The 4,530-nt window shown below is 62.1% G+C and carries 6 protein-coding genes; 3 read left to right on the top strand and 3 right to left on the bottom strand.

The features are described 5' to 3' along the window. The 3 genes from CA236_RS19000 to CA236_RS18450 form a co-directional block, all read left to right on the top strand. The coding region (locus CA236_RS19000; RefSeq protein WP_206430628.1) for a hypothetical protein at positions 1-207 on the top strand (207 nt) is incomplete at its 5' end. 140 nt (positions 208-347) lie between these two features. Beyond that, positions 348-626 (top strand): hypothetical protein, encoded by a 279-nt coding sequence (locus CA236_RS18460; RefSeq protein WP_125946703.1) that lies wholly within the window; start codon positions 348-350, stop codon positions 624-626. A gap of 656 nt (positions 627-1,282) precedes the next feature. Beyond that, a protein-coding gene (locus CA236_RS18450; RefSeq protein WP_125946702.1) for an IS3 family transposase occupies positions 1,283-2,412 on the top strand; the annotation gives its coding sequence in 2 pieces (ribosomal slippage) (positions 1,283-1,535 and positions 1,535-2,412; 1,131 coding nt in all). 374 nt (positions 2,413-2,786) lie between these two features. Here CA236_RS18450 and CA236_RS18445 read toward each other — a convergent pair. The 3 genes from CA236_RS18445 to CA236_RS18435 all read right to left on the bottom strand — a co-directional run. After that, positions 2,787-3,488, bottom strand: coding sequence for a DUF2971 domain-containing protein (locus tag CA236_RS18445; RefSeq protein WP_125946701.1), 702 nt, complete (start codon positions 3,486-3,488; stop codon positions 2,787-2,789). Between the two features lie 60 nt (positions 3,489-3,548). Then, the gene (locus CA236_RS18440) at positions 3,549-3,821 is read right to left on the bottom strand and encodes a hypothetical protein (RefSeq protein ID WP_206430627.1); all 273 of its coding nucleotides are present in this window, start codon (positions 3,819-3,821) and stop codon (positions 3,549-3,551) included. A gap of 78 nt (positions 3,822-3,899) precedes the next feature. Next, positions 3,900-4,530 (bottom strand): DDE-type integrase/transposase/recombinase (locus tag CA236_RS18435; protein ID WP_164518994.1); only part of this gene is annotated, 631 nt, incomplete at its 5' end.

Genomic DNA, 4,530 nt, shown 5'->3' with positions numbered 1-4,530 from the left:
GGCCTTGGCAGGCGATTTTTTCAAGGAGTGTTGGGGCTTCATCTTCGTTCCTTCGTCACTACGACGAAGCCCCAACACTCCTTAATTCACAACCTCAAATCTGTGCCATTGGCGCTGACGGGGAACATCCAGGAGCGGTCATCTGTTCGCGGGTACCACCGCGATCAACGCGTGAAAGGCAACTACACCACTTCCGTAAAAGCGTGACTGCGGCCGGGGAAGCCTCCACGATGTAAACGGTTGACGGTGGATGGGATTGGTCCGATCAGCTTTGCATTTGCTGTGTTACCGATTGGCTAGCGTTGGACGGTCCGCTGAGGGGTATCCCTCTGCAACGGAGCGACATCATGCCCGGCATCGGCCGATACGCCCGGGATCTGCGCGACAATTTCACCATCACCCAGGGCCGGAGCCGCATCCGTTTCGCCGACAACGTCAATGCCACTTGCGCCGACTGGGCCGACTGGGCCGACGGCATCCCGACGAACGTCTGGGTGGATCGCAACCCGCGCACCGGACTGCCTGAGCGCCAGCTGCGCGGTGGCCGTGTTCGGGTCGCCGGCCTCACACGCATTGAGGATCTCGCATGTGCCTCACTCGTGCGGCGTAACCGTCTGGCCGCCTGAGACCATCCACGCTAACCAGAATAGGCCCGCCCGGCGATGCGCCGAGGCGGGTTTTCTTATGCCGTTCGGTAAAGAATGCCCGCCACTCGTGAGGAATAGAATGGCTTCCATTCCTCGTATAGTGCCGCGATGCATGAGGAATAGAGAGGTTATCCGATGACGCAGTGGATCTGGGAACAGCCGGAATGGCCCAGCCTAAACTAAAACGTTCCCGCGCTCCGCGGGCTTGAGGACCGTTATCTTCATCTCAGCGGCGTCGCCGTCGGAACGATCCATCATCTTCCCGAAGATCGCAAGACAGCGATTAAAATCGACCTCTTCGAGGAAGAGGCGATCGACACCTCACTGATCGAGGGCGAAATTCTCGATCGCGAAAGCGTCCAATCGTCGCTACGTCGCAGTCTCGGCCTATCAGCTCCTTTCCGGCAACGCGAACGTGAGAACGGCGTCGCCGAGCTGATGACCGCTGTTGCTAGCTCGTTCAGCACCGACCTCACCACCGAAATACTGTGCGCCTGGCATCGTCTGGTCTGGCTGCGGTCGGTGCCGAACCGAAGACGGTCATGATCGACGCAACTGACGTTCTCCCTGTTTTTTCATCCAAGCTGAGTGAGAGTTTTCCGGCCCTTTAAAGCCTGTGTGCAAGGAGCTGGGACATGAAGAAGTCGAGGTACACGGAAGAGCAGATCGCGTTCGCGCTGAAGCAAGCGGAGACCGGCACGCCGGTGGCGGAGGTGATCCGGCGGATAGGGGTATCCGAGCAGACGTTCTACCGCTGGAAGAAGGTGTATGGCGGGCTGGGCGTGGGCGAGTTGCGGCGGGTGAAGCAGCTCGAGGACGAGAACCGCAAGTTGAAGCAGCTCGTCGCGGACCTGAGCCTCGACAAGCACATCCTGCAGGACGTGCTCGCAAAAAAGCTCTGACGCCTGGGCGGCGGCGCGAGATTGTCGCGCACGTCCAGGCGTCCCATGGCATCAGCGAGCGGCGCAGTTGCCTCGCGCTCGGCGTCGACCGCTCGTCGGTGCGCTACGTGTCGCACAAGCCAGACCAGGCTCCTCTGCGGCTGCGCATCCGCGATCTGGCAGCGGCACGGGTGCGCTACGGCTATTTCCGGATCTATATTCTACTGCGGCGGGAAGGCTGGCTCGTGAACCACAAGCGTGTGTACCGGCTGTATCGGGAGGATGGATTGAGCCTTCGGCTCAGGCGGCCCCGCCGCAACGTCAGCGCCGCGAACCGCGAGCGCCAGCCGGCGGCATCGGCGCCGAACGAGATGTGGTCGATGGACTTCGTCTCGGACGCGCTGTTCGACGGTCGCCGGCTGCGAGCGCTAACGGTGGTCGACGCCTTCACGCGCGAGGCTCTGGCGATCGACGTCGACCAGGGCATCAAGGGCGAGCAGGTGGTGACCGCGATGGCGCGGATCGCTTCGGTGCGTGGTGCGCCGAAGACCATCAGGGTGGACAATGGGCCGGAGTTCATCTCGAAGGCGCTCGACCGCTGGGCCTATGAAAACGGCGTCACGCTCGACTTTTCGCGGCCGGGCAAGCCTACCGACAACGCCTTCGTCGAAAGCTTCAATGGTCGCCTGCGCGACGAGTGCCTGAACAGCCACTGGTTCCTGTCGCTGGCCGATGCCCGGATCAAGATCGAGGCTTGGCGGCGGGACTATAACGAGAGCCGTCCTCACACGGCTCTTGGCTGGCTGACGCCAGCTGAATATGCTGCATCCGCCGGGGTTAACCCCGGCGGATGCAAGCCGGAAGCTCGCATCACGCCCGGATGAGAAACCGGGGGACCGTCATGCAAGCCGGAAGCTCGCATCACGCCCGGATGAGAAACCGGGGGACCGTCACAACCTATCTCAAGGCGCACCGCACGGCTTCAAGCCTGGGGGTACACGGCCGCCGATTATGGTAGGGGTGAACGATCGAGCTGACCCGCCGGATCGACCGCTTTGTCTCAATGGCCGTCGTTCTCGAGGCGATCTCGACCGCACGAGCAAACGGCAGTTTTCGGCTCGTACGGACGCCGTCTGAAACGTCCAATCATGGGCGCATTCCTGACCGGCAGCTGATGCCAGTACCTGCCCACCGGCTCATGGGCCGACAGCGGACTGTCAGTTATCGGCTGCCCTGGCGGAAGACGCGGACAGTCAGGTCAACTCTTTCGCGCTTCCTTCTTGGGCGGCTGGTAGAGCGTGGTGAACTGCATGGAATAGGCTTCCACCTTCATGACCGACACCTGCACCTGCAGCTGCTGTCCCACCTCGACGAGCCTGCCCTGTCCGGCTGGACTTGTGCGCGATCCCAGAAGGATCTTCCTGACGGCGGCCGCCCGGCCGTAGGACGCCTGGCCACGCCCGTCCCGGAAGATCCGCCATTCGCGTTCGCTCGCCCAGCGCACCGTCTTGCTCGACAGGCAGTGACGCGCCTTCTCGGTGGGGGTGCTGCGGTCCATCGCCAGGATCGGCTCGAGCTCGGAGTAGATCATCCTGGTGATAGCGACCGTGTCGTCGAGCCCGCGCAGGAGGGCGTTGACGTTGTATTGCACGCACATCCCGCCGAACTGGTCGGCGTAGTGCGCCCACATCGGCTCGTGGTCCGAGACCTCGGACATCGACGCGATCCCGGTGGTGGCGAGCGCGTCGTCGACGGCCTCCTGCCGCTTGCTGTCCGGGGGTCCACCGGAGAAGCGCTGAGATAGGCGGTGCGAGCCCTCCATGGGGTCGTTCATCTCGGAGAAGAGCGGACAGAAGATGTAGCCGCCGAGAAGCGCGCTTATCTCCTGGTCCAGCTTCGAGCCAAGCGGCCTGTATCGGTAGAGGTTCGATGGCTTTGCGTAGATCTCGATCGTCGCCATTCACACCCCTCGATTATCCGGCGCGGCCATCCTCATCCCGGCGATGACTTCCGGCAAGTGCTACCTCAGCGGCGAGATCGCGGGATCGATGTCGCCGAAGTTGATCTCGACCCAGTCGTCGCTGTCGTCCTCGCCGGTCTTAACAACATCGATGGACGAGGGTAACCGGCCCTCCATCAGGTTGCGAAGGATGTAACCCTGCACCGAACTCGGCTCTCTCGGCAGTTTTCGTGCCGCCTCGACATTTTTCGCGCCGTTGTCCTCGAGCGTCCTTAGCCCAGCCAGTATTTCCGTGAACTCGCGCAGGCCGATGCGGACCTTCGAGCGTGACATAGAGTGTCCGTCGTCAGAACATTCGGCACAACTCGCGGCGTAAATTAGCGGAGTGCGGGCCTCGTCTCGGGGTTGATGTTATGCGGCGAGCTTGCGGTGTTGCAAGCGTCGATATTCGATGGTCTGTCGTTTGATCCTTTCGCGTTGTTTGATGATGGCGGGTGCCCTACCGAAGTAGGCATCGGCGGGCGTCACGTTGCTGAGGCTCTCGTGGTAACGCTGGTGGTTGTAGTGCTCGACGAAGGCCTCGATCCGGGCCTCGAGGTCGCCGGGCAGGAAGTAGTTTTCCAGCAGGATGCGGTTTTTCAGGGTCTGATGCCAGCGCTCGATCTTGCCCTGGGTCTGCGGGTGTAGCGGGGCACCGCGCACATGGCTCATCTTCTGGGCCTCGATGTATTCCGCCAGTTCGCCGGCGATGTAGCTGGGGCCATTGTCCGACAGCAGCCTTGGCTTGTGCAGCACCGTGGCGCTGTCGCAGCCCGATGCGGCCAGTGCCATGTCCAGCGTGTCGGTCACGTCCTCGGCGCGCATGTTGGTGCACAGCTTCCAGGCGATGATGTAGCGTGAGAAGTCGTCGAGCACGGTCGACAGGTACATCCAGCCCCACCCGATAATCTTGAAGTAGGTGAAGTCGGTCTGCCACATCTCGTTCGGCCGGGTGGTCTTGGTGTGGAACTGATCGGCGGCCTTGATCACCACATAGGCCGGG

Origin of the sequence: Sphingomonas sp. ABOLG, assembly GCF_003950435.1 — a bacterium.
Classification (GTDB): domain Bacteria; phylum Pseudomonadota; class Alphaproteobacteria; order Sphingomonadales; family Sphingomonadaceae; genus Sphingomonas; species Sphingomonas panaciterrae.
Note: the sequence above shows the minus strand (reverse complement) of the source record. Positions and strands in the feature narration are given on the sequence as shown.

Excerpts from the sequence above, each read along its gene's own strand:
- CA236_RS18460 (WP_125946703.1), top strand. The coding sequence starts at position 348 with ATGCCCGGCATCGGCCGATACGCCCGGGATCTGCGCGACAATTTCACC.
- CA236_RS18445 (WP_125946701.1), bottom strand. The coding sequence starts at position 3,488 with ATGGCGACGATCGAGATCTACGCAAAGCCATCGAACCTCTACCGATAC.
- CA236_RS18440 (WP_206430627.1), bottom strand. The coding sequence starts at position 3,821 with ATGTCACGCTCGAAGGTCCGCATCGGCCTGCGCGAGTTCACGGAAATA.